General features: G+C 62.3%; 18 protein-coding genes, 2 pseudogenes and 1 riboswitch. Of the genes and pseudogenes, 16 read left to right on the top strand and 4 right to left on the bottom strand.

What is annotated here, in order from left to right; all coding sequences use genetic code 11:
• The first annotated feature begins 147 nt into the window (after positions 1–147).
• The 4 genes from B0G80_RS35255 (at position 148) to B0G80_RS35240 (ending at position 4,160) form a co-directional block, all read left to right on the top strand.
• On the top strand, positions 148–1,224 hold the full coding sequence (locus B0G80_RS35255) for an alpha/beta hydrolase (RefSeq protein ID WP_116122369.1): 1,077 nt from the start codon (positions 148–150) through the stop codon (positions 1,222–1,224).
• Positions 1,221–2,579 (top strand): MFS transporter, encoded by a 1,359-nt coding sequence (locus B0G80_RS35250; RefSeq protein ID WP_116122368.1) that lies wholly within the window; start codon positions 1,221–1,223, stop codon positions 2,577–2,579. The genes B0G80_RS35255 and B0G80_RS35250 overlap by 4 nt, the downstream gene beginning before the upstream one ends.
• A 19-nt stretch (positions 2,580–2,598) precedes the next feature.
• Positions 2,599–3,621, top strand: a complete 1,023-nt coding sequence (locus tag B0G80_RS35245) for an alpha/beta hydrolase (protein WP_116122367.1) — start codon at positions 2,599–2,601, stop codon at positions 3,619–3,621.
• Between the two features lie 98 nt (positions 3,622–3,719).
• On the top strand, positions 3,720–4,160 hold the full coding sequence (locus B0G80_RS35240; protein ID WP_116122366.1) for a hypothetical protein: 441 nt from the start codon (positions 3,720–3,722) through the stop codon (positions 4,158–4,160).
• Between the two features lie 18 nt (positions 4,161–4,178).
• On the opposite strand, the gene B0G80_RS35235 is transcribed toward B0G80_RS35240, so the two are convergent.
• Positions 4,179–4,775 carry a histidine phosphatase family protein gene (locus tag B0G80_RS35235; RefSeq protein ID WP_116122365.1) on the bottom strand — a complete coding sequence of 199 codons (597 nt, stop codon included), beginning with the start codon at positions 4,773–4,775 and terminating at the stop codon, positions 4,179–4,181.
• A 63-nt stretch (positions 4,776–4,838) separates the two neighbouring features.
• Positions 4,839–4,981: riboswitch (cobalamin riboswitch) on the top strand.
• A gap of 38 nt (positions 4,982–5,019) precedes the next feature.
• On the opposite strand from B0G80_RS35235, the gene B0G80_RS35230 reads away from it, so the two are divergent.
• The 6 genes and pseudogenes from B0G80_RS35230 to B0G80_RS47465 all read left to right on the top strand — a co-directional run.
• The gene (locus B0G80_RS35230; RefSeq protein WP_012428410.1) at positions 5,020–5,241 is read left to right on the top strand and encodes a CbtB-domain containing protein; all 222 of its coding nucleotides are present in this window, start codon (positions 5,020–5,022) and stop codon (positions 5,239–5,241) included.
• Positions 5,242–5,252: 11 nt separating this feature from the next.
• Positions 5,253–5,993, top strand: coding sequence for a CbtA family protein (locus B0G80_RS35225; protein ID WP_116122364.1), 741 nt, complete (start codon positions 5,253–5,255; stop codon positions 5,991–5,993).
• A 746-nt stretch (positions 5,994–6,739) separates the two neighbouring features.
• Positions 6,740–7,324 (top strand): annotated as a pseudogene (gene tssG, locus B0G80_RS35220) (type VI secretion system baseplate subunit TssG); the annotation flags it as partial.
• A 112-nt stretch (positions 7,325–7,436) separates the two neighbouring features.
• Positions 7,437–10,961, top strand: coding sequence for a type VI secretion system Vgr family protein (locus tag B0G80_RS35215; protein ID WP_258879140.1), 3,525 nt, complete (start codon positions 7,437–7,439; stop codon positions 10,959–10,961).
• Positions 10,962–10,980: 19 nt separating this feature from the next.
• Complete coding sequence (locus B0G80_RS35210) at positions 10,981–11,850, top strand: hypothetical protein (RefSeq protein ID WP_147309954.1); 870 nt, start codon at positions 10,981–10,983, stop codon at positions 11,848–11,850.
• A 40-nt stretch (positions 11,851–11,890) separates the two neighbouring features.
• Positions 11,891–12,136 (top strand): annotated as a pseudogene (locus B0G80_RS47465) (PAAR domain-containing protein); the annotation flags it as partial.
• 253 nt (positions 12,137–12,389) lie between these two features.
• Here B0G80_RS47465 and B0G80_RS35200 read toward each other — a convergent pair.
• From B0G80_RS35200 to B0G80_RS35190, 3 genes are all read right to left on the bottom strand, one after another.
• Complete coding sequence (locus B0G80_RS35200) at positions 12,390–13,406, bottom strand: IS110 family transposase (RefSeq protein WP_116121208.1); 1,017 nt, start codon at positions 13,404–13,406, stop codon at positions 12,390–12,392.
• Positions 13,407–13,898: 492 nt separating this feature from the next.
• Complete coding sequence (locus B0G80_RS35195) at positions 13,899–15,815, bottom strand: FUSC family protein (RefSeq protein WP_116122361.1); 1,917 nt, start codon at positions 15,813–15,815, stop codon at positions 13,899–13,901.
• Between the two features lie 308 nt (positions 15,816–16,123).
• A complete protein-coding gene (locus B0G80_RS35190) occupies positions 16,124–16,942 on the bottom strand; it encodes a 2OG-Fe(II) oxygenase (protein WP_116122360.1) in 819 nt (272 codons plus the stop codon).
• A 284-nt stretch (positions 16,943–17,226) separates the two neighbouring features.
• Between B0G80_RS35190 and B0G80_RS35185 the strand changes: the two genes are divergently transcribed.
• The 6 genes from B0G80_RS35185 to B0G80_RS35160 all read left to right on the top strand — a co-directional run bounded on the left by B0G80_RS35185 (position 17,227) and on the right by B0G80_RS35160 (position 24,349).
• A complete protein-coding gene (locus tag B0G80_RS35185) occupies positions 17,227–18,069 on the top strand; it encodes a MaoC family dehydratase N-terminal domain-containing protein (RefSeq protein ID WP_116122359.1) in 843 nt (280 codons plus the stop codon).
• Positions 18,070–18,098: 29 nt separating this feature from the next.
• A complete protein-coding gene (locus B0G80_RS35180; protein ID WP_106282754.1) occupies positions 18,099–19,262 on the top strand; it encodes an acyl-CoA dehydrogenase family protein in 1,164 nt (387 codons plus the stop codon).
• Positions 19,263–19,280: 18 nt separating this feature from the next.
• Entirely contained in the window at positions 19,281–20,459 is a 1,179-nt protein-coding gene (locus B0G80_RS35175) for a CaiB/BaiF CoA-transferase family protein (protein ID WP_116122358.1), read from the top strand.
• A gap of 67 nt (positions 20,460–20,526) precedes the next feature.
• Positions 20,527–21,915 carry an MmgE/PrpD family protein gene (locus tag B0G80_RS35170; RefSeq protein ID WP_116122357.1) on the top strand — a complete coding sequence of 463 codons (1,389 nt, stop codon included), beginning with the start codon at positions 20,527–20,529 and terminating at the stop codon, positions 21,913–21,915.
• Positions 21,912–22,724, top strand: coding sequence for a CoA ester lyase (locus B0G80_RS35165; protein ID WP_116122356.1), 813 nt, complete (start codon positions 21,912–21,914; stop codon positions 22,722–22,724). Before B0G80_RS35170 ends, B0G80_RS35165 begins: the two co-directional genes overlap by 4 nt.
• A 245-nt stretch (positions 22,725–22,969) precedes the next feature.
• Entirely contained in the window at positions 22,970–24,349 is a 1,380-nt protein-coding gene (locus tag B0G80_RS35160; RefSeq protein WP_116122355.1) for an MFS transporter, read from the top strand.
• Positions 24,350–24,524: the final 175 nt, after the last annotated feature.

Genomic DNA, 24,524 nt, shown 5'->3' with positions numbered 1-24,524 from the left:
CCTACGATCTCGTCCATCGCATTCCGTCCGAATCAGGCCGGCGTGACGGTCGGTATTCGCCTCCGGTTCCGAGTATTCGGTTTCCCTACGACGGATTTGACGATGCGCCGCGTTCAAGACTGCGCACGGTTATCAGGAGCAAGCTGGATGACTTTGAATCTTTCACGACGTATTGCGGCGTTGTGTATGTCGACAGGCGCGGCAGTGCTGATGACGTTCGCGCAATCCGCGTTCGCGGTCCATGCTTACGAGCCGCATCTGAAGCCGGTGGCGACGATCTCCAACACGCGCTTCACGCTCGCCACGCCGCAAGGGCAAGCGCAATTCCCGCTGTATCTGTCGAAGGATTGGAACGTTGCTCAGCCGCAGGTGACGCGCGCGGTCGTCGTGATTCACGGCAAGCTGCGCAATGCGGACGTGTACTTTCGCACCGCTCAGAATGCCCGCGACACCGCACACGCGGACCCCGACGCCACGCTGCTGATCGCGCCGCAGTTCCTCGCCACGCTCGACACGCGCGTACACGACGAGCCTGCCGACTTGCTGCGCTGGACCGGCGACGCCTGGATGGGCGGCGAAGCGGCGCGCGCGCCGCTTCCGATCAGTTCCTACGAGGTGCTCGATGCGATCGTCGCGCGGCTCGCCGATCGCAAGCTATTCCCCAATCTGCGGCATGTGGTGTTCGCCGGGCATTCGGGCGGCGGCCAGGTCGTGCAGCGCTACGCCGTCGCGGCGCGTAATATCGCCGCGTTGACCGGCGAAGGCATCGACGTGCGTTACGTGGTCGCGAGCCCGTCCACGTATGCGTATTTCGATGCGCAACGGCCTAACGCGCAAGGTATTGCCGCGCCGTTCGATGCCGCGCAATGTCCCGACTTCAATCAATGGAAATACGGCATGGACAACCGGCCGCCGTATCTCGACGACCGCACGCCCGCGCAACTCGAAGCGATCTACGCGTCGCGCCAGGTCGACTACCTCGTCGGCGGCGCTGATGACGATCCGCAGCAGAGCGCGCTCGACAGAACCTGTGCCGCCGAAGCGCAAGGACCGCAACGCGCGGCGCGCGCCGAAGCGTACTACCGGTATATCCAGTCGCGTCATCCGGACGGCCTGAAGCAGCACTTTCATATCGTGCCGGGCGTGGGGCACGACGGTGCGCGCATGCTGACGTCGGTATGCGCGCTGTCAGCAATGTTCGACACTCCGGGATGCGGGCAATGAGCGAAGCGACTTTCAATCAGCGCGACGGTGCCGCGGCTGGAGCCGATGCAGCGAACAGCTTGAGTCCGTCGATGGTGCGGCGCGCGATCTTCGCCTCCGTGCTCGGGAATGGACTCGAGTGGTTCGACTTTCTGATCTACGGCTACTTCGCAAAGATCATCGCGCAAGTGTTCTTTCCCGGCGGCAGCGGCTTCGTGTCGATCATGCTGACGCTTGCGACGTTTGCCGTCGGTTTTATCGTGCGGCCGATCGGCGGCATTCTGCTCGGCATCTACGCGGACCGCGCTGGGCGCCGCAAGGCGCTCTCGCTGCTGATCATTTCGATGGCGGCCAGTACATTGCTGATGGGTCTCACGCCGGGCTATGCGAGCATCGGCATCGGTGCGCCGCTGTTGGTGGTCCTTGCGCGCTTATTGCAGGGGCTATCCGTGGGCGGACAGTTCGCGACGGCTTCCGCGATGCTGGTCGAGTACGCGCCCCCGCACAAGAAGATGTTCTACGGCAGCTTCAACATGTCGGCCCAGGCGTTCGCGTTGCTGCTGTCGTCCGGCGTCGGCTATCTGCTGACCACGCAGCTCACGCATGAGCAACTGGTGGCGTGGGGCTGGCGTTTACCGTTTCTGTTCGGCGCGCTGGCGGGGCCGTTCGGCTTCTTTATCCGGCATCGCGTGGCCGAGTCACCGGAGTTCGAGCGGCTGCTCGAACACAAGGACAAACCGCCGCGCGTCACGATCCGCCAGTTCTTCCGCGACAACGGCGACGCGGCGATCTGCGCGATGGGCGTGATTATCGTCGGGGCGGCGACTAATTATGTTTGGCATTCCTATCTCTCGGTGTATGTCGAACGGCAATTGCATTTGCCGTTGTCCACCGCTTTGCTCGGCGCGTTCGTGTCCGGTGTGCTGAATCTGTTTCTGTTTCCGCTGTCCGGCAAGCTCGCCGATCGTTTTGGCGCATACCGGCTGTTCTATCCCATCGTGATGGCGTGGATGGTCTGCGTGTATCCGCTTTATCACTTCGTGGTGACGAATCCGACGCCGGGGCACCTGTTCATCGCGCAGATGATCGCGACGCTGTTCCTCGCCGCGATGTCCGGCGCGCATCCCGGCATGCTCGCGACCTTGTTCCCCGTGCGCAGCCGTTCGGCGGGCGTGGCGCTGTCGTACAACATTGCGGTGACGCTGTTCGGCGGCATGGCGCCGCTCACCATCACCGGCTTGACGCGCGTGACCGGCAGCAGCCTCACGCCCGCGTTTTACCTGATTTTTGCCGGCTTCGTGTCGCTCGCGATGGTGTACTTCACGCGCGCCGGACGCATGTCGAGCGGCGCGGCGGCTAGACCCGCCACTCATTGATCGACCACGAGCCTATTGCATGACCCAGCCTTTCATCACAGACGACGAACGCGCGCCGAATGAACATCCGGTCGCGGTCGTTGCGAGCCGGCATCTGAGCGTCACGACGCGAGCCGGCAGCGGCACCGTGCCGGTGTTTTCCAACGGCGACTGGCTCGCGCCGACGCGCGATGTCCAACGCGCCGTGATTCTGATTCATGGCCGCTTGCGCAACGGCGACACGTATTTCGAACTCGCGCAGCGTTCGTGCTCGCTCGCCGGCGGCAGCGCGGCCGATACGCTGCTGATCGTGCCGCAATTTCTCGCGAGCGCGGATGTCGACGCGCATGAGCTGCCGCCGTCCACGTTGCATTGGGACTGGACGAGCTGGATGGCCGGCGAGAACGCCGAAGGTCCCGCGCCGATCAGTTCGTTCGATGTGCTCGACGCGATTGTGGACACGTTGGCGTCGCGCGAGCAGTTCGCGTCGCTCGCCGAGGTGGTGATCGCGGGACACTCGGGCGGCGCGCAGGTCGTGCAGCGCTACGCGGTAGTAGCGCGAGACGAGGCGTCGCTCGCGGCGCGCGGTATCGCGCTGCGCTATGTGGTCGCGAATCCTTCGTCGTATGTGTACTTTGATGCAATGCGGCCGGTTGGGTCGGTTGCGTCCGCTGTGTCCGGCGAGTTTGCGGCGTTCGATCGGGCGAGGTGTCCGTCGTTCAATCGCTGGAAATATGGGCTCGAGGATTTGCCCGCTTGCTCTCGCGACGCGGCTTCAGCGGCCACGCTCGAAGCGCGTTACGCGCAGCGTGACGTGACCGTGCTGCTCGGCGGCGCGGATTGCGATCCACAGCATCCGGCGCTCGACCGCTCGTGCGCCGCGCTGACGCAAGGTGAACACCGGCTCGGGCGCGGCCTGGCTTACGCGCGCTATATGGCGTTGCGGCATCCCCAAGGATTGGCGAAGCATCGGACGTATGTGATCGATGGTGTCGGGCACGATGCCAAGGGGATTTTCGGGTCGGCGCAGGGGCTGGCGGCTTTGTTCGGTACTGGATTGTAATGATGGTGACTGAAGCGCGGTCTTGACTAGTCAGCGCTCATGGGCATGAAGCGTGCTACCGCGCTGGTACTGCGAGTGACTTCAAGGACCGCGCCGACATGAACAGAACCCGATTGCTTGCCACCGCGCTCGCCGCTGCGTCGCTGGGCGTTTTGCTGACCGGCGGTGCGTATGCCGACGATGCGCCTAGCCCTTGCACATCCCTGAAGCGGATCGTCGCGGCGGCCCCTGGCGGGCTCGCCTCATTGACATCGGACGACGGCAAGGGTGTCGCGCAACCTTACGGCGACGACGCGCAATGTTCTGCGAGTCACGGTGCCTATCAATGCACGTGGACGCCGCATCACGATGCCGGCTCGAATGCCGACGCGCTGCAAGCTGTCGCGGCGGACGTCGCATCGTGTCTGCCGGACGCGACGCACGATCAGAATTCGCCGGGACGTCAGCACTTTTATCTGGGCGCGAAGGGTAAGAGGACCGATATCACACTGACGCCGACCGGGTCGAACAAGCTGCGTCTGGTGGTGTCGGGTAAATAAGCCACCCGGCGAGAGCGGCTAGTATGTCGCCGGCCACCATGTCCAGCCGCGCGACGAGTGCCGCAACTCGATGATCGAAAGCGGCGCGATTTCAATGCGCGGAAAAACCGCGGGCGATGCCCCGAGCGCGTACACGATCGCTGCCCGCAGCACCGGCGCGTGGGTGACGGCGATCACGTCGCGAACATGGGACGACGCACGATCCGTCTCGCCGTCTAACAACGCTTCGAGCCATCCTCCTACCCGTTTCACGAGTTGACTGAACGACTCGCCGCCGTGAGGCGCGGCGTTCGGATCGCGCGTCCAGGCGGCGACGTCTTGCGGCGCTTCGGCGGCGAGGTCGGCGAGCCGCCGTCCTTGCCATGTGCCGTAGTTCAGATCCGCCAGACCGGCGTCGACCGATGCCGCGAGACCCAGCGCCGTCGTCGTTTCGCGCGCGCAGGCGGCCGGGCTGACGAAAGCCGGCGCGTCATCCGCGATCGCCAGGCGCAAGCGTGCGGCGTGGGTTTCGGCTTCGGCGAGTCCGCGGGCGTCAAGTGGGTCGTCGGCGGGAAAACGGCCTGCGCGTTGGGCCGCGGTCGATGCGTGGCTGACCAGTAACAGCCTTGTGTCCATTCCGTTCATGTCCTGTCAAGCCACGCCCCGAAGCCGAACGCCGGCGGCATGAAACGTGTGTTTTGCGTTGCCGGGTGCCGAAGTTTAGCGCGTAGAATAGCGGGACTGCGAAGCGCGGAAGCCGGTGAGAGCCCGGCGCGGTCGCGCCACTGTAATCGGCAGCACAAGCCGAAAGCCAGACCTGAGCTTCGCACCAATCCTCTGCAATGACAATCGGGGCGCGTTACCCCAGGAGATGTCCATCATGACCGAAGCTGTTTTCGATCCCGCCAATCAGCCCGTTGCCCAACCCACGCCGATTCCGCTGCGCGAGTTGTTGCCCTGGGTCGTGTTCGGCGGTTTGCTGTTGTTGCTCGCGCTTTACTTCGTGGGTGCGGAACAGGGCGCCACCTCGCTGGTGCCGGGCATGTACGTGCATGAGTTCGTGCACGACGGCCGCCATCTGCTCGGCTTTCCCTGCCACTAACGGAGTCGACCATGGTGGGTAAATTGTTGGTACGCGGGATGCTTGCAGGCATCGCCGCGGGACTCCTCACGTTCGGCTTCGCCCGGGTAGTGGGCGAGCCGCAGGTCAATCAGGCGATTTCATTCGAAGAAAAGGCCGAGGCCGCGAAAGGCGAGGCGCCCGAGCCTGAGATGGTGAGCCGCGATACACAGCGGGGAATCGGCTTGTTGACTGGCGTGCTGACTTACGGCGCGGCATTCGGCGGCTTGTTCTCGCTGGTGTTCGCTTACGCTTATGGGCGAGTGGGCGCGTTGAGCCCGCGCGCGTTGTCCGCATGGCTTGCGCTTGGCGCGTTCATTGCTCTCGCGATCGTGCCGAACCTGAAGTATCCGGCGAACCCGCCCTCGGTCGGCGACCCTGAGACGATCGGGACGCGCACGGGGCTGTTCTTCCTGATGATTGCGATCTCGCTGGCGGCGATGGTGTTCTCGCTCAAGGTGCGGCGCCGTGCGGCGATGAAACTTGGCGCCTGGAACGGCTCGATCGTGGGGGCAGTGGTGTTCATCGTGATCATCGCGGCGGTGCAGTTGTCGATGCCCGCGATCAACGAAGTGCCGGAGGCTTTCCCGGCGGTGCTGCTGTGGAAATTCCGCGTCGCGGCGCTCGGTATGCAGGCGATTATGTGGGCGACGATCGGGCTGCTGTTTGGCGCGCTGGTCGAGCGAATTGCGTTGATGCGGGTGGCAGGACGGCCGGCGGTGAAGTCGGCTTGATCGGCGTGACGAGTGCGGCCGCTTCGGTGGTTGCGCTCGGCGGTTTGCTCGCCGTGCTTCGCTCTCCGCAGTTTGCGCGCAGTGGTCAAGATGGGTTCTGCGTCAAGGAGTTGGGGCGGTTGTGGGGTGGTTATCCACAGGCTTGCGAACAATTTCTGTGGATAAACTCGCCCGCGATGCTCAAGAGCAACAAACATCTGTTCCGTTCGACTTTAACAACCTGGTTGCTGGCACACGGCCTCCGGTTGTCCGCATCATTGGGACAGGGCAGGTGTTTTGCGTGACCATTCAGGGCGACTCCGGTCGCCCTTTTTTATCTTGTCGCTTGCTGCGCGTTCCCGGATTTGTCCGATGTCACGGCTGCGTACACGACCCTCTCATTGATTCTGCATGTCGGCACAATTCCCCTCCTGATCTGCAGACGCGCTCGCGTTGCCCGCGCCCGTCGCAAGCTTTTTTATGCCTGCGCCGACGCCAGCCCGGTGGCCCGTGTTGATGCACGATACATAACATGCTCAGGACGGGGTGGATAACCGTCAATGCAACTGGACGCCGCTGACATTTCCCAGCGTTATTGCGAAATAGTCCTGCTGACTATCGAACGACTATCCCCGATGATTGAAAAAACTCGGGGAAGAGGTCAAACGATGAAAGCTGTACGCTGCGACAGGTATCCACGTCTTACGTATCCACGCCTCACGGCTCCTGTCTTTCCCGTGCGGGCCGCATCAGGCGCGTCGTGATTGATGGAGCGCGCCCGCTTCGATCTGCCCATGCCTGGCGTGGCGCTTTCACCGGGAAGCGTTGAACGTCTGATGGCCGAACCCTGGCGCTACGGGTTTATTTCCCTGCTGCGCCGTATCGGCGCCGATCCCCACATTGACCCGGTCGGCACCGCGCGGCGTCCACAGGCGGAGCCGTTCCGTCTCGGCCAGGCGCCGAGCCTTGCATTCGCGCCGCGCGAGATTGCCGACGTGCGTGAGGTCAACGGGCGTCTGAAGATACGGCTTCTCAGTCTGGGCATGTTCGGGCCGAACGGGCCACTGCCGATTCACATGACCGAGATTGCACGCGAGCGTGAGCAGAACCGGCGGGATGCCACGCTCGTCAACTTCCTCGACATCTTTCACCACCGCTACCTGACTCTGCTGTACCGGGCGTGGGCCTCCGCACAGGCCGTAGCAGGCCTCGACCGGAAGGATGACGAAACATTCTCCTTTTTTGTCGCGAGCCTCGCCGGCCACGATCCCGACGAAATCGCCGGCCGGCCGTTTCCGGCCCATGCGCGCCACGTCCCGATGCATACCTTCGTGGAGACCTCGATGCGCTCGGTACAGCGCGGCCCCGTCGCGCTCTGGCCGCCCCGCATGGGCACCCGCAGCGCGGCCTGAGCGGCCTGAGTGGCCGTGAGCCGCATTCATTCATCCTGGAGGAAGGACACTCATGCTGGATTTTTCGACCCGCCGCACCATCACCGTGAGCGGCGCGGCGCTGCCGGAATCGCCGTCAGGCGAGCCCGCACTGGTGCTCAGATCAATCCGTGGCGAGGAAGCCCTGTCGGAAATCTACACGTACACGCTGGACATGGTGACGCCGCAAGACCTCGACATGTTCGGCGACGACGCGGCGAACCTCGACCTGCGCGCCATGATCGGCAGGCCACTGACCGTGGCTATCCAGCTTGAAGGGATGAGCGGGGTTTCCGGCCCTTCGTGGACGTCGAACATCGGCTGCGGCATGCGTGAGATCAGCGGCATCGTGACCAGCGCGCGCTTTGTCGAACAGCAGGACCGGCAGAGCCATTACCGGCTCACGCTGCAACCCGGCCTCTGGCTTGCCGGGCAGCGCTCGGACTACCGGATCTTCCAGCGTAAGAATGTTATCGACATCATTCGCGAAGTGCTGCGGATCTATCCGTTTTCCTGCGCCTGGCGCACCAGCCGGATATACCCGCGACTGGACTATCAGGTCCAGTATGGCGAAACGGATTTCAGTTTCGTGCAGCGGCTGATGGCTGAGAACGGCATCTACTGGTTTTTCGAACACTCGAAGGGCTTTCACCGGATGGTGTTCGTGGACCACGTGGGCGCGCACAAGCCGGTGCAGAGCGAGGCGTATCACACGCTCGCGTACTACCCGCCGGGCCACAGGATCGACGCGGAGTATATCGACGCGTTCGATATTGCCCAGACGTTGCAGTCGGGCGTCTGGACCACCGGCGACTATGACTTCAAGCAGCCCGAAGCCAATCTCGGGGTGCGCAAGGTCCAGCCGCAGAAGACGATCCACAATGATCTGGCGCGCTACGAGTGGCCCGGCGACTACACCGACCCGGCCGAAGGCGAGAAGTCCGCGCAGATCCGCATCGAGGAACTGTTCGCGCGCGGCGAACGCGCCGAAGGCCGCGGCGCGCTGCGCAATGTCGTATGCGGGACGACCTTCCATCTGGAGAACCACCCGTATCGCAAGGCGAACCAGGAATACATGGTGATCCGCGCGAAGCTCGATGCCGAAGAGACGATGGAATCGACCGGTCCGGGCGTCTACCGGTTCGACACCGACTTCACCGTGCAACCGGCGACCAATGTATTCCGTCCGGCGCGCACGGTCCCGAAGCCGCGCACCACCGGACCGCAGAGCGCCGTGGTGACGGGCTTCGATAGAAACGTCGTGTCCACCGAGCCGTATGGCCGCGTGACGCTCAAGTTCCGCTGGGACCGCTCGCCGAACCGGGACGAGAATTCGTCGTGCTGGGCGCGGGTCATGTCGCCGTGGGCGGGCAATGGTCACGGGGCCATCAGCCTGCCTCGCATCGGCACGGAAGTGATCGTGGATTTCATCGACGGCGACCCGGACCGGCCGTTCGTCATCGGGCAGGCCTACAACGCGGACAACATGCCGCCGTGGCCGTTGCAGGACAACCATGCCCTGTCAGGCCTGCTCAGTCGCAATCTGGAAGGGAGCGGGTCGAACCAGTTCGTTGCGGACGACACACCGGACCGGTTACAGGCGCAGGTGACGAGCGATCAGGCGAACTCGCGGCTGGTGGTGGGTTACAACACGCGCATCGTGCCCGGCGAGGGACGCAAACAGGCGCGCGGCATCGGCTGGGAACTCGCCACCGATTCATGGGGCGTGGTCCGCGCAAACCGGGGCATGCTGGTGACCACCGAGACGCGCAGCGGCGCGCAGTCGCCCGCCAAGGACATGGGCGAGACGGTGCAGCGCCTGACGCAGGCGCGCGCGCAACACGAGGACATGGCGCAGCTCGCGCAGCAGCACAACGCGCAGTCGTCGGACGCGAGCCAGCACGACGCCGCGAAAGCCATCAAGGCGCAGAACGACGCGATCCGGGGCGACACCGCCCACTGGCGTGAAAATCCGTTCCCCGAAATGACGCGGCCCGATCTTGTCGTTGCGAGCGCGGCGGGCATCGGGATGACCGCCGCGCAGGGAACGCACATCGTGAGTGGACAGGATCATGCGGTGACAGCAGGACGTGACGTGAGCGTGTCGGCGGGGCGCTCACTGTTCGCGTCGGTGCGCGGTGCGATCTCGATGTTCGCCTACCAGCTTGGGCTGAAACTGGTCGCCGCGAAAGGCCGCGTCGATATTCAGGCGCAGAGCGACCAGATGGCGCTCGCCGCCCTGAAGGACATCACGATCAGCAGCACGGACGGCAAGGTCGTCATCACCGCGTCGAAGGAAGTCTGGATCGGCGCGGGTGGGTCGTATATCCAGATCAACGGCAGCGGGATTATCAACGGCTCGCCGGGGGTGATTCTGGAGAAGGGGGCGAGCTGGGATGTGCCCGGACCGTCGCTGATGTATGCCCGCCTTCCGCAGTTGGCTACTCATCCTATTACATTTAACTGCACAGCATTTGCGGCGCTGGAATCATCGGGGACAAGTTCAGACGCGGCGGCATTCATGCCGTCCAGCCCGGACGCAGCGAACATATCGCTCGCGGCGCCGACCGCCCCCGTCAGTTTCGCTACCGCCTCGGGTAGCCTGGGAGGAGCCACGGCTGGAAGCGCGTCCGGTACGGCGCCTCAACAGGGGAACAAGGGCGAACCATGTACGTGGCAACTCGCGGATATTGTTGAGAACATCACAAGAAACGTGGACAGTGCGGATTATCTCGCTGTGAACGAAGATGGCACGCCGTACTTGTTTGGCACCGGTCAGTTCATGGCATGTTATGCAAATTACTGCGGTCACTTCGAGTTAGCCTATGATTCGCGGAAGAAAGAAATTACCGCGACGGTGCGTATTTTGATGCGTCCGCGACAGGTGCGAGAAGCCAGCGCAGACGGAACATTTACGGTTGTTAGCTACAACCACGACAAGGAATGCGGTTTAGTAAAAGGTCCCGAGCGAAAGATCGAACCACGTACAGCAGAGTCGATTGCTAATTTTCTAAGTGATGCCAAGGCGAAAATAGAGAAAGATTTAAATCAAGATGGCTATAAGTTAACCGTGGCGGACTGTCTGAAGGGTAACGCCTGTTCATGCAAGATTCCGGTACATTTCCGCGTTGAATTTTTGACAAACGATCCGAACGGTCAAGCGCATGCAACAGTAAATCTGCATCCCTCCGTGGTGCGGGCCGACTCTGCGAATTGGGGAGAATCCGTCAGGTACGAAGACCGTAAAAACGGAAAGGAGGTCGCAATTCTGGTACACCATGTCCACACGCACGAAGCCGGGCATTTGTTCAGCTTCCCCGATGAGTACTATTACGCCTGTGGCGCGGTGCATAAGCAGTACATCAAGCCGGACAAGACCGTTAATATCCCGCTCGCGTTGTCAAACCCGAATAAGGATACGTGGCAGGGCAAAACGCAAGACACCCTGATGGGCGGAGGCGTCTACTTTAACAAGACAACTCGCACGCCGCCCTACTACCTCGAACATATCTCGGAGTGGTTCAAGCAGAAAAGCGGGATCACCTGGAAGGTAATCTAGACCAAGGAAAGGTAGCCAAGTGCGTAACGTTAGAAAATTATTTCTGGTGGCAGCGTTGGGTTTCTCAACTTCAATAATTGGTGGTGCTGCAATGGCAGGTAAGGATGGAATGCAATTCGCGGTTAATGGCTCATCTACCGGCAATGTCGTGACAAGCGTAAAAGTGGAAAATGGTCACTACACAATGACGATGCGCGGCGATACATTCGACGCCAAGATGGCGGGGTTCGGCGTATTCGAGGGCCAAGTGGACGCGGAAACGGAGAGTCAGTTTGAGGCGCTTAGAAATAGTGCTCCTCCTGGCGGACCCTATACCAGTTGGACACAAGTGAACAAGTATCTGCATTCGTTCTACGCGAACGGGACGAAGCTGGCAAAACTTGACGTCACAGGAACGATCGCGCCCAGAGACGGCAGACTAGTCCTTACGCTAGAGTTCCAGAATTCCGGTAAAAGCGAAGTTGTGTTCCGCAGCCCTGCTACTTGGGAAGGGATTTTTAACCCAATCAATGGGAACTCGTGGATTCTGGTTACCGGCGTCCGCAGCGACAATTTAAAGAAACATGAAAAGGAACTAGAGTTCGACACGTCATGGTTCGGTGGCCAAGCACTTCTTAATCGCGCGGACTTTCCTGATGATGTAGTTCGAATCCAGCCTGGCCAAATTCGCAGGGCTAATTTTCTGGTGTGGCCGAGTAACCCTTTCAAGATGGGACGTTATCTTCTCGGCATCACTGTTGCGATCCGTGAAGTTCTGGCGCCTCAAGCCCTGAAAGGAAGCGTCGAATTCGTTGCGCCCGATACCTATGTTGAATTCACACAGGACTACCCTACGACCCATGAGGAACATGCGGCATTCGCCACACATTTGCGGGAGCAGAGCCAATGAGGCTAGCTTTCCGTGCCAGCGTCAAGCATAGGCCCAAGCCATGAACCTGATCCGACTCGGTGACACCACCGACCACGGCGGCGAAGTTATCACCGCCTCCGAAGTCATGCGCTATGGCGGTGTGCGCGTGGCCCGCAAGGGCGACGAAGTGACCTGTCCGCTCCACCCTGAGGTCGTGCCCAACGTCATCATTGAGGGCGACGACAGGATCACGGACCACGGTGTCCCCGTCGCGCGTCAGGGCCACCATGCCACATGCGGTTGCAGCCTTATACATGGCCTCGTCCCGTTTGCCAAACGATCTTTTCTACAGCGAGCAGGTGCAGGATTGCATATATACATTCGGCCTTTCTGTGGCACGCATGTGCCTGGCCCCAATGGATTTCGCCCGGCGACTCCTACTTATATCCACGGCTTCGGGAGCCCTAAGACTGCGCAGGTTTTGTCACCGACGGTCCGACCTGTTTGCCATTGAATCAGATCACTTGTGCAACCAATGAAGAGGTAAAACAATTGCCGCCATCCGATCGTTGCTCCGTTCATACCGGCGGTGCGTACTCCAGGCCGCGTGCGAGCAATACCCAGATCGTCCTGGCGATCTTGTTGGCAAGTGCCACGACGGCGATGTTTGTTCCCCGTCTCGCCTGAACCTCGCGTATCCATCGGGAGAGCGTATCGGTATGTTTTATGGCTTGCTGGACGACCGATCTGGCGCCGTGTACCAGCAGCATTCGCAGATATCCGTTACCGCGCTTCGTGATACCGAACAGACGATCCTTGCCGCCTGATGAGTGCTGGCGTGGGGTCAAGCCCAGCCACGCCGCAAACTGTCTGCCGTTTGAGAATTCAGTGGCACTCCCCGCTGCGGCGATGACAGCAGTTGCGATCAGTGGCCCAACGCCTCGAATCTTCTCAAGTCGCTGACTGACAGGGGATGCCTTGTGCACTTGATGGATCAATTCATCATACCGGGCGATCTGCTTATCCAGCAGTACGAGTCGCTCGTACATATCCCGCATCATTGATCGACCCAACCCTGTGAGCTCGTTGCGTTCGTCGTCAATAATTGACGGAAGCTGCTGCCGTACTTTCAGTGCGGTTTGTGCAATGACCACACCGTATTCGGCTAACAGGCCTCGTATCTGGTTGATCTGCGCGATACGGTCTCGCATGAGCAGGCTGCGGATGCGGTGCATGGACTGGATATCCTGCTGCTGAACGCTGTTGACCGCAACGTAGCGCATGGTCGGACGGGACGCAGCTTCGACGATCGCTTCCGCATCGTTGCGATCGTTCTTCTGGGATTTGACGAACGGCTTGACGAATCGGGGCGCAATGATCTGCACATGATGTCCCATCGCCGAGAACCGGCGGGCCCAGTAATGCGCTCCACCACAGGCTTCCATCACGATACGGCAAGAGGGCAGATTGACAATGGATTCGAGGAGCTTGTTGCGGCTGACTCGCCGACTCAACACTGGATGACCGCGTTCGTCCACGCCGTACAGCTGCAAGATATTTTTTGCAAGATCGATGCTCAGCAACGCGACGCTCATGACGGCCTCCGGTCAACTGCAGATCAGGAGCTCTGATACTGCCACGCTCTCAGGCGGAGCACCTTCGTGCACTACCACCGAGGGTGGGACGAGGCCATTCCACTATATCCAGCATCGTGTAGCTGGTATATCCACGCCCCAACACCAGACTCCGTGGGGAAAATCCATGTCGTCCCCCATGCGCCCACACCGCAGCATAGAAAACTCACCTGTCCGAATTTAAACAAGTCATTTGCCGTGTTAGGTCTGGTTAGGGATCGCCGTTAGCTTGAATGCTTTACAAAAAACACATGTCTAATATGTCGGCCCTTTCCCATTGAGGGGAAACGCGGGGGAACGATGTTTGGCGGCCTGCGGGGAATGCTCAATTTCCCATCATATGGCCCGCAAAGCCTTATGGAGTGGGGTTCAGCGCTGTGGGGAGAGACTTACCCACGGACTTGCGAACAATTTCTGTGGACAAGTTTCCACCTACCGCCATTCCCAAGCCCTCTACACACTCTTCCCCCTCAACGCCCAATTGAAAACGCGCCGCCCATCCGAAACCGGCTGCGTCAACCGATCGAACAACTGCGCGACGGCGCCGTCCAGTTGTGTAAGTGCCGATGCCCGGTTCAAGTCGAAAGCAACGGCAGGCATCATCGGTCCACGATCATCTGACCCGCCACGCGCAGCGCCCGTTGCACCGCCGCCATAACGCGCAATCAAAGTATCGAGCCGCGCCACGATCGACTCGACATGCGCCGCGCTTACCTCCGCCGCATTGAGCGCTACCGCTTCCTGCAATACGCCGCGTCGCGCAGGCCCATTCAGAACCCGCGCCCAATGCAGGCAACACAACAACGAACCCGTCGCCAGCTCGACATCCGGATTCCACACCACCACTCGCTGCGTCTGCAGCGGCCGCAGCGCGATCCGCAGATCATGCCAACCGCGATCGAGCTTACGCATTGCGGCAACCGCGTCACCCGCTTGCGCGCCTGCCCCAGAGAGCCGCACGACGTCGCGTAGCGCGCCCAGCACCGCCGCAAGCCTCGCCTCGACATGCCGTGTCGCTGCAAGCGGCATCATTAGAATCGCGACGGCGAACGACACGAGGCAGCCCACCAGCACTTCTTCGATCCGCAGTTCGACCAGCGGCCCCATCGCAAACCCCAGTTCGCCGTAGACCAGTCCGACGAGCACGGTGATGAAAAACACGCCCGGCGCATACGCGCTCAAGATGTAGTAAGCCCAGCCGAATATGCACAGCACCATCGCGATCACCAGCAACACTGGCGAATCATGCAGCGGTGCGACCAGCAACACGCTGACGAGCGCGCCGGCGAGCGTCCCCACGAGACGCTGCGCACCGCGATACACCGTATCCGCGCGCGACCGTGTGCCAAGAAACACGACGAACGTCGTAATGACTGCCCAGAACCAGCGCTCCGGCGAAAGCGAATGGCCTATCAGCATCGCAAGCAATGCAGCGGTCGTGGCGCGCGTGGCGGGGAGCCAGCAGAGCTTGCTGCGCAAGTCGGCGAAGCGCTGCGCCGCGGTCAGCGTAATTGAAGTGCTCGCCGGTGCAGACGAAACGCGTCGCGCGTCGCCTCGTTGCGCAATCTCCTTGAGGCGCGCAATCGCGTGACGTAATACACAGGCACTCGCCTTGACGCCATCATCCACAGATCCCGATGCAAACGCATATTGTCCAGCAGCGACTTCCACTTCGACGATCCGCTCACGAATCGTTTCCGCATTCGACGGATTCAGCAGCGCCAACTGTTCTTCGAGCGACAGTGCGGCTTCATTCAACGCGGAGAGATGCGCGGCAACCGGAGCGTGAAGGACACGCGACGCGCGCAGCGTCACCGTATGAACGGCGAGGCGAAAGCTCGCCGCGGCTCGCATCGGCACCATTACGCGGCCCACCAGCGCGACCATCAACGGGCCGAACGCGGACAGCAAAAGCGACTGCACGAGATGCGCCGTCGAAGGATGCAGATAGAGGCCGAGGTAAAAACACACCACGCCCAGCATCGCGCAGCCCAATGCACGCGGTCCGCATGCCTGGCACAACATGCCGACGAACATCACCACCAGGAAGCCCGCATCGCCGGCCAGCGGATAGTGGCTCAACACGCTCGCCGTAGCAAAGCACACGCAAGCGCAGAGATAAAGATAGAAGAGCGTGCCGAACCAGGCAGTCCGCTGCGCATCGCGCACGAACAACGGCGCGACCATCGCAAAGAGGATGCCGGGCGCGGCAAGCGTAATGGGCTGATCTTGGGAAACGGTCCACGCGATAGTGGCCACGCCGGCGAGCAGGCAGGCGAGCGCGACGCGCAGCGCGGTATGGAGGCGCACGAGTCCCGCGTCCGCGGCTAGCAGACGGTCGGCAACACGCGATAACGCGGCGGCAATCATGATCGATGATATCCAGGCTGATTGGCCGCCACCGGCTTTTGGCCGATTGCGGCAGGGCGGGCGCGCGGGCCCGCCACCTTCGTATCGCCGAACTGGGCTGCCATGCCGGGATCACCGGCTGACAACCCCGTCCGTCGACGGGCGATAACACTCGAACAGACACGCCGAAAGCGCTGCAAAGGGTGGTGCAGCGCATCCAGCGGGCTCGGGTTTTCCCGAATGATACCGGGTCAAAATTGCGTGTGTCGAATTTTTGCCGCAACGCAGCAGCTGACGTCGAACCAAGGCAAGCCAAACCCCGGCCTGCCTCACGCCGCATCGTGGAAAATCACCCCGAGCGTGTGTCGTTGGCCCGAGCGCAAGCGGCTCACACCATGCCGCAGATTCACCCGATACGCACCGCGCGTTCCCTGAACCGGCCGGTGATGGACCGCGAACACCACCGCATCGCCCTTGCGGAGCGGCACCACTTCCGTACGCGACTGCATGCGCGGCCGCTGCTCCGTCATGACGAATTCGCCGCCGGTGAAGTCCGCGCCGGGCTCGGACAGCAGAATCGCGACCTGCAGCGGGAATACGTGTTCGCCATAGAGGTCCTGATGCAGACAGTTGTAGTCGTCGGTCGCATATTGGAGCATCAGCGGCGTGGGGCGCGTCTGACCGGCGGCGTGGCAACGCTCGATAAATGCCGCGTGCGCGGCCGGATACCGGACGTCGATCCCCATCGCCTGATTCCAGCGATTCGCCACCGGTGCGAGACGCGGATAAAGCTCGCGGCGCAAATCGGCGATTAACGTCGGCAGCGGATAAGCAAAGTACTTGTATTCGCCGCGGCCGAAACCGTGGCGCGCCATGACGACGCGGCTACGAAACAAGGCATCGTGCGGATAGAGCGCGGTCAGCGAATCGCATTCCTCTGAGCTGAGCAGATTGCGCAGCATCGCGCAGCCGTACGCGTTCAATTCTGCTTCGACATCGAACCAGTCGATCGCACCGATACGCTGCGCAGGCGAGCCGCGCGTCTCCGTTTCAGTGCCTTTCACCTCTGGCTTCTGTCCCGCGCCAGCTTTCAGGTCCAACGCCAAATCCAGCGTGCGCGACTCACTAACCTTCGCAACCGTGTCCATAATTTCTCCATCACGCGATCGTAGCCATGATTGAGTGTAAGCACGGGCGTGATGCCGCACACCCCGACTCTTGCTTTTCAATTCCGCGCTGTTCGCAGCCGGTGTCTCGGCAAGAGCGCATGATGTGCGGACGGATTTGGTCGCAGTGCTCCGCCACGCGGCGATTCAGCGAGCCTTAAGCAAATCCAAACACTCGCTTCGAAAATGCAAACTTCGCAGCACATGCTGCCTCGTTCATAGTAAGACTCTATTAAGCCCAATACGCGTATACGGAGACGGTGCCCATGTCTGCTTCCCCACAGAAACTCGACGACTGGCTCGACAAGCAGGAGGTGCTCAAAGACGACATCACCGCCTTTCCATTGAAGGCGATGGCCGCCACGCTCGATCGCGAAGAAAGCGGCGGCAGCGTGCCGCCGCTGTGGCACTGGCTGTACTTTCTACCGGTTGCGCCAATGTCCGAAGTCGGCCCGGACGGCCATCCGAAGCGCGGCGGTTTCCTGCCGCCCGTGCCGCTGCCGCGCCGCATGTGGGCCGGCGGCCGCCTGACTTTTCACGCGCCCCTCAAGGTGGGCGACCACGCCACGCGCACTTCGACCATCGCCAATATCGAAGACAAGACCGGCCGCTCCGGCCGTCTCGTGTTCGTCACGGTGCAGCACACTATCGAAGCCGGCGGCGAACTGAAGCTCGAAGAAGAACACGACATCGTCTATCGCGACGCGCCGCAGGAAGGCGCGCGTCCACCGCAACCGCAACTCGCGCCGGAAGGCGAAACGTGGCGCCGCGCGATCGACGCCGACGCCGTCATGCTGTTCCGCTACTCGGCGCTGACCTTCAATGGTCACCGCATTCACTACGACTATCCATATGTCACGGAAGTCGAAGGCTATCCAGGCCTGATCGTCCACGGTCCGTTGATTGCAACCCTGCTGGTCGACCTTGTGCGCCGCGAACAACCGCAGGCCACGCTGCAAAGTTTCGCTTTCAAGGTGGTGCGTCCGACCTTCGCCGGCCAGGCTTTCACGGTGTGCGGTAAGCCTTCCGCCGACGGCAAGATCATCGAGTTGTGGGCCAAAGACCACGAAGGCTATCTGACTATGCGCGCCACGGCCGCTATCGCCTGAGCTTCGCCTGAACCCCAAGAGATTCGTTTATGCAAACCACGCAGCAGGATTCCTTTCAGGACATTCGCGAAGCCGTTCGCGATCTGTGCCAGCAATTTTCCGGCGAGTACTTTCGCAAGATCGACGAAGCACGCGGCTATCCGGAAGCTTTCGTCGACGCGCTCACCAAAGCCGGCTGGCTGGCCGCGCTGATTCCGCAGGACTTCGGCGGCTCGGGGCTCGGGCTGACCGAAGCGTCGGTCATCATGGAAGAAATCAATCGCGCTGGCGGTAACTCGGGCGCCTGCCACGGCCAGATGTACAACATGGGCACGCTGTTGCGCCACGGTTCCGAAGAGCAGAAGCACAAGTATCTGCCGAAGATCGCGTGCGGCGATTTGCGTCTGCAATCCATGGGCGTGACTGAGCCGTCCACCGGCACGGACACCACGAAGATCAAGACCACCGCCGAGCGGCGCGGCGACCGCTATGTGATCAACGGACAAAAGGTGTGGATCTCGCGCGTGCAGCATTCGGATCTGATGATCCTGCTCGCGCGCACCACGCCGCTTGCGGACGTGAAGAAGAAATCCGAGGGCATGTCGATCTTTATCGTCGATCTGCGCGAAGCGATCGGTCACGGCATGACCGTGCAGCCGATTCTGAACATGGTCAATCACGAGACCAACGAACTGTTCTTCGACAACCTCGAAATCCCCGCCGAGAATCTGATCGGTGAAGAAGGGCAGGGCTTCAAGTACATCCTCGACGGTCTGAATGCCGAGCGCACGCTGATCGCCGCCGAATGTATCGGCGACGGCTATTGGTTCGTCGACAAGGTCACCGAATACGCGAAAGAGCGCATCGTATTCGGCCGTCCGATCGGTCAGAACCAGGGCGTGCAGTTTCCGATCGCGCGCTCGTTCATCAATGTCGAGGCGGCCAGCCTGATGCGCTTCGAGGCGGCACGCCGGTTCGACGCGCATCAACCGTGCGGCGCTCAGGCGAACATGGCGAAGCTGCTCGCGGCCGATGCGTCGTGGGAAGCGGCCAATGCATGTCTGCAATTCCACGGCGGCTTCGGCTTTGCCTGCGAGTACGACGTCGAGCGCAAATTCCGTGAGACGCGGCTTTACCAGGTCGCGCCGATATCCACCAATCTGATTCTTTCGTACGTGGCCGAGCATATTCTCGGGCTGCCGCGTTCGTTCTGACGTTCGGGCGCCAACAACATGAGACCACTCGACGGTATCAAAGTCGTCACGCTCGAACACGCGATCGCCGCGCCGTTCTGCACGCGCCAACTCGCGGATCTCGGCGCACGGGTGATCAAGATCGAGCGGCCCGGCGTTGGCGACTTTGCGCGCGGTTACGACGAACGCGTGCATGGACTGTCGTCGCATTTCGTCTGGACCAATCGTTCCAAAGAAAGTCTTGCGCTCGATCTGAAGCAGCCTGCCGCGACGGAGATTCTCGATGCCCTCGTCGCCGACGCGGACGTGCTGGTGCAGAACCTCGCCCCCGGCGCCGCGGATCGGCTTGGTCTCGGTTATGACACGCTGAGCGAGAAGTATCCGAAGCTGATCGTCTGCGATATTTCCGGCTACGGTTCCGACGGACCGTATCGCGACAAGAAAGCTTACGACCTGCTGATCCAGAGCGAATCCGGTTTTCTGTCGATCACCGGTTCGCCGGGCGAGCCGGCCAAGGCCGGTTGCTCGATTGCGGATATCGCGGCGGGCATGTACGCGTACTCGAACATTCTCAGCGCGCTGCTATTGCGTGGCCGCACGGGGCGAGGTTGCCGCATCGACGTGTCGATGCTGGAGAGCATGGTCGAGTGGATGGGTTATCCGCTCTATTACGCGATCGACGGTCAAGCGCCGCCCGCGCTCTCCGGCGCGGCGCACGCCACGATCTATCCGTACGGCCCGTTCCCGGCCGGCGACGGCAAGACGGTGATGCTCGGTCTGCAGAACGAGCGCGAATGGAAGCTCTTCTGCGAACGCGTATTGATGCAACCCGATCTCGCCACCGACGAGCGCTTCAACTCCAACTCGAAACGCACGTCGGCGCGTGACGCGTTGCGCGAGGTGATCGTCGCGGCTTTTGCGAAGCTGAGCGCGGCGCAAGTGATCGAGCGGCTGGATAGCGCCGGTATTGCCAATGCGCAAATGAACTCGCTCGGCGACGTATGGGCGCATCCGCAACTAAAGGCCCGCGAGCGCTGGCATCAGGTTGGCACGCCGGCGGGCGTGGTGCCCGCGTTATTGCCGCCGGGCTTGCCGACGGATATCGACCCGCGTATGGATCCGGTTCCCGCGCTCGGCGAGCATACCGACGCGATTCTTCGCGAACTCGGCTACGACAGCGCGCGGATCGACGCGCTGCGAGCCGCAGGCACGATCTGAATGTTTCCTGTGCCGGAGTGCGACCGACGCCACGCCGGCAACCCGAACGAACTCGAAGCGACCTCACATGAACGACCATCCCAGTTTGACGCTTGCCACCTTTGCCGCTCAACTCGAGTTCGACAGCATTCCGCACGCCGTGGTGGAGCGCACCGTCAACCTTTACGTCGACTGGCTCGGCTCGGCGCTGGCGGGCAAAGGCGCGCGGCCGGTCGAGACGATCGCGCGCTTCGCTCGCCAGGCCGGCGGCGTGTCGAACGACGGCGCATGCGAAGTGCTGATCGACCGCAGCCGCACCACGCCGTATTTCGCGGCGATGATCAACGGCGCGGCATCGCACTTCGCCGAACAGGACGACGTGCACAACGGCTCGGTGTTTCATCCCGCGACGGTCGTGTTTCCGGTGGCGCTCGCGCTGGCGCAAGCGCATCGCAAGTCGGGGCGCGACTTGATCGCGGCGGCGGTCGCGGGTTATGAAGTCGGCATCCGCATCGGCGAGTTTCTTGGGCGCACGCACTACAAGGTGTTTCACACCACGGGTACGGCGGGCACGGTCGCGGCCGCCGCGACAGCGGGACGGTTGCTCGGTTTGTCGCCGGTGCAAATGCTCGACGCGTTCGGCTCGGCGGGTACGCAGGCAAGCGGCCTGTGGGAGTTTCTGCGCGACGCCGCCGACTCGAAACAACTGCACACGGCCATGGCGGCGGCCAACGGACTGATGGCCGCGCAACTCGCCGCCGACGGCTTCAAGGGCGCGACGCACATTCTCGAAGGCGCGCAAGGCATGGCGGCGGGCATGTCGAGCGACGCCGACCCGGCGCGTCTGGTCGACCGCCTGGGCAGCCGCTGGGCGACGGCGGAGACGTCGTTCAAGTATCACGCGGCATGCCGCCACACGCATCCCGCCGCCGACGCGTTGCTCGCCGTGGTGCAGGAACACCGTCTCGCGCCGCGCGATATCGCGAAGGTCGTGGCGCACGTCCATCAGGGCGCGCTCGATGTGCTCGGCGCGGTCGTCGCGCCGCGCACCGTTCATCAGGCGAAGTTCAACATGGGCACGGTGCTGGGGCTCGTCGCGCATCACGGCTATGCGGGCGTGACCGAATTCGAGCAGGGCTTCGACGCGGATGCGATCGCCGCCTTCCGCGACAACGTCGAGATGGCTTTCGACGCCGAAGTGGACGCCGCTTATCCCGCGCGCTGGATCGGCAAGGTAACGGTCACGACCACCGACGGCCGCACGTTCAAAGGCCGCGTCGACGAACCGAAAGGCGACCCCGGCAATACGCTGTCGCGCGATGAAATCGCCACCAAGCTGCATCGGCTGGCGGCATTTTCGGGCGCGGCCTCCAAAGGCGAGGCCGCGCGATTGCTCGGCAATGCGTGGCAAATCGCGAAACAAACGCAGGTCGGATCGGTCTTTGAAGCCGAGTCCGACGCGACGGTGGCAGCATGAGCGGCGCGCTGCCGCGCTCTTATCTGTTCGTGCCGGGCAACCGCCCTGAGCGCTTCGAAAAAGCCCATGCGGCCGGCGCGGACGCGGTGATTCTCGATCTCGAAGATGCTGTGCAGCCCGACGAAAAACCGGCGGCGCGCGCGGCGGTGTTAGCCGCTGTATCGGGCGAAGCATCACGGCCCGCGTGGGTGCGCATCAATAGCTCGGACACGCCCTGGTTCACCGAGGATGTCGCCGCGCTGTCCGGACAGGCGGGTGTCGCCGGGATCGTGTTGCCCAAAGCGGAGACGCGCGAACAGATCGAAGCGGTGCTGGCGACGGCGCATGCCACATTGAACGTGCTGCCGATCGTTGAAACCGCGCGTGGGTTTGCGAACCTCGCGGCGTTGTGCGCCGCGCCGCGCGTGCAACGCATCGCGTTCGGCACGCTGGATTTTCAGATCGATCTGGGTATCGACGGCGACGGCGAGGAACTGCATCTGTACCGCTCGCAGATCGTGCTGGCCTCGCGGCTTGCCGGCATCGGCGCGCCGGTGGACGGCGTGTCGACCACCATCACCGATACCGAGGCCATCGAAGCCGATGCGCGTCGCGGCCGGCGCTTCGGTTTCGGCGGCAAGCTGTGCATTCATCCGAAGCAGATCGATGCGGTGCATCGCGCGTACGCATGGAGCGACGCGGACAAGACTTGGGCGCAACGCGTACTCGCCGCAGTGGAAACGAGCCAGGGCGCGGCGGTGGCGGTCGACGGCAAGATGGTCGATATGCCGGTGATCCTGAAGGCGCGGAGAATCCTCGCGGGCGCGTAGGCTGCGGCGAGCGCATCGCGGACGCGAAGCCGCGAGCCGTCCATTAACCGCGACAAAACATCGGCTTCCAATAATGCCAATTCCCTGAAGACGCGGCGTGACGCAATCTTGACGTCACGCGGGGGGACGCATCCGCGCCGCGTGACTCAACACCATGCAAAGAGCCGTCGTCATAAAAAGACAGCCATGCATCACTGTTTTGCGCGCGCGGTCCAACCGCGCGCGGACCCATCAGGAGACACAATTTGGCAACCGTCAATTCCGGCGCGCGGCTCGATCGCCTGCCCATCAGCCGTTTTCACTGGAACATTCTCGGCCTGATCGGCGCAGGCGCCTGCCTCGACGCATTCGATATCTATCTCGCTAACGGCGCGTTAGCCGCGATGGTCAAGAGCGGCTTCACCGATTTGCGGCTCGGCTCGTTTTTCATCTCCGCGACCTTCATGGGCATGATGATCGGCGCGGGTCTGTCCGGTTATCTCGGCGACCGCTTCGGCCGGCGTTATTCGTATCAGGCGAATCTGGCGATCTTCGGTCTCGCGTCGATCGCCGCGTGTTTCGCGCCGAATATCTACTGGCTGATCCTGCTGCGTTTCATCATGGGCGTGGGGCTTGGGGCAGAACTGGTGGTGGCGGCCGGGACGCTGTGCGAATTCGTGCCGCCGGCCACGCGCGGACGCTGGACTTCACTGCTCGCGTTGATCATCAATTCCGGCCTCCTCGGCGCGACGGCGATCGGCTACTGGGTGATTCCGCATCTCGGCTGGCGCTATATGTTTGCGATTGCCGGGATTGGTGCGCTCGTCGTGTGGTTTCTGCGGCACCGCATGCCGGAATCGCCGCGCTGGCTGGAAACGGTCGGACGGCTCGACGAAGCCGAGGCGACGGTGTCGGCGATCGAGCGGCAAGTCGAAGCGCGGGTCGGCAAGTTGCCGCCGGTGGCCCGCGTGATGAGCCACCAGGTGCCGGCCGCGCCGTTCTCTGCGCTGTTCGCGCGTGGCATGATCGGCCGCACGCTGGTGGCGGCGCTCACCTGCATGGCGATCAACATGTCGCTGTATGGGTTCGTCGCGTGGTTGCCGACGTTCTTCGTCAAGGAAGGGTTGACGATCGTGCAATCGTTGGGATTCGTGCTGCTGATGTCGTTCGGGGCACCGGCCGGCGCGGTGGTCGGGTATCTGGTCACGGACCGGATCGGCCGGCGTAACGGCATCGTGCTGTTCTCGCTCGTGACGATCGCGCTCGGGTTCGTGTACGTGCAGATGCGGGCGCCGGCGGCGATTTCCATTGTGGGGTTCGCACTGGTGACGGCGATCTATACGGTATGCACGCTCGGATTGTTCGGCTATATCCCGGAACTGTTTCCGACCGCGCACCGGTTGCGGGGGACGGGCGTCGCCGGCACATGCGGACGCGCCGCCTCCATGTCGACGCCTTACGTGGCGCTGCTGCTGTACACGCACTTCGGTGTGACTGGCGTGCTGACGATGGTCGGCGGCGTCCTGCTGTTGCTGAGCGTGGCGATCCTTGCGCTGCGGATCGAAACGAGTCAGCAGACGCTAGAGGACATCTCGCCCGATGCCGAGCTCACGCCGAGCGGAGAGTGGTTCGAAAAGTCGGTGTAGCCGATCGAGCGCATGAGGAGGTCCGTCGATTCGCTCTTTACGACGCGAGCGCGTTTCAAAGTAACCGCACCTCGACGCCGCACCGCTGCGCTCGCGAACTCACCGCGTGCCCCGCTTTTGTGCGCGACGCGCGCGAGCGAGTGCATCGACGGCGCTCGCCAGCGGGCCGCTAAGC

Origin of the sequence: Paraburkholderia sp. BL6669N2, assembly GCF_003387275.1 — a bacterium.
Taxonomy (GTDB): Bacteria; Pseudomonadota; Gammaproteobacteria; order Burkholderiales; family Burkholderiaceae; genus Paraburkholderia.
The sequence above is the reverse complement of the archived record's forward strand: the minus strand, read 5'-3'. Positions and strand labels throughout refer to the sequence as shown.